1 protein-coding gene is annotated in these 1,317 nt (G+C 66.9%); it reads left to right on the forward strand.

The annotated features are described in order from the left end of the window. The first annotated feature begins 52 nt into the window (after positions 1-52). Positions 53-1,287, forward strand: a protein-coding gene (locus tag ACGFIK_RS27830) for an IS3 family transposase (protein ID WP_327021974.1) whose coding sequence is annotated in 2 segments (ribosomal slippage) — positions 53-332 and positions 332-1,287 — 1,236 coding nt in all. Because the reading frame shifts where the segments join, the coding sequence is not laid out codon by codon here. Positions 1,288-1,317: the final 30 nt, after the last annotated feature.

Here is a 1,317-nt window from a genome sequence, read left to right on the forward strand (position 1 = left end):
TGTCCCGCACCGGGTTTGATGGAGACATCGAAATCTGGGAGGAACATCAGCGATGCCCGCACCGAAGAAGTACAACGATGAGCTGCGTGAGCGTGCGACGCGGTTGGCGGTCGAGGCTCGCCGGGACCCGGCCAGCGCGATAGGGGCGATCCGGCGGATCGCCGGTCAGCTCGGGATTCATCCGGAGGCGTTGCGGACGTGGGTGAAGAAGGCCGAGACTGACGCCGGTGACCGTCCGGGCACCACCAGCAGCGACGCGGAACGCCTCGCTGCTTTGGAACGGGAGGTGCGTGAGCTGCGGCGGGCCAACCAGATCCTGAAGTCCGCGGCGAGTTTCTTCGCGGCGGAGCTGGACCGTCCGTCGCGATGAAGGTCGACTTCGTCGACTCCCAGAAGGCCGAATACGGTGTCCAGCCGGTCCTGCAGGCGCTCGAAGACACGCCGGCACAGATCGCACCGTCGACCTACTACGCCGCTAAGACCCGCCCTGCCTCGGCCCGGTCAAGGCGCGACGAGGAGTTGACCGCGGTGATCGAGCAGGTCCACGCGGAGAACTACGGCGTCTACGGCGCTCGCAAGATCTGGCACGAGCTGCGTCGGCGCGGTGTGCGAGTGGCCCGCTGCACCGTCGAGCGGCTGATGCGCGAGTCCGGGCTGCGCGGGCTGCTGCGCGACAAAGCGCCGCGTACGACCCGGCCCGCAGCCGAGACCAGCCGACCCTCTGACCTGGTCAAACGAGACTTCACCGCACTGCGGCCGAACCAGCTGTGGGTCGCCGACCTGACCTACGTGCGCACCAGCGTCGGCTGGGTGTACGCCGCGTTCGTCCTCGACGTGTACTCCCGCATGATCGTCGGCTGGCAGGTGTCGACGAACCTCTACACCGACCTGGCCCTCGACGCGTTGAAGATGGCGATCTGGCGCCGCGAACATCAGGGCGCTGACCTGGGCGGACTCGTGCATCACTCGGACCGCGGAGTCCAATATCGAGCGATCCGCTACAGCCAGCGCCTCGCCGAGGCCGGCGCTGTCGCCTCGGTCGGCTCCCGGGGCGACTCGTACGACAACGCGATGGCCGAGGCATTCAACTCGCTCTACAAGGCCGAACTCGTCCGCAACCGAGGTCCGTGGCGTGGACTCGACGACCTGGAGATGGCCACCGTCGAGTACATCGACTGGTACAACAACCGCCGGCTGCACGGCGAACTCGGACACGTCCCACCCGCCGAACACGAGGCCCTACACGCGATGACCCACCCGGTCACCGCACCCCTGAAAACCAGCTAACCAACTGTCCATCAAACCCGGGGCTTGACA

Source organism: Micromonospora sp. NPDC048871 (genome assembly GCF_043198155.1).
Lineage (GTDB): Bacteria > Actinomycetota > Actinomycetes > Mycobacteriales > Micromonosporaceae > Micromonospora.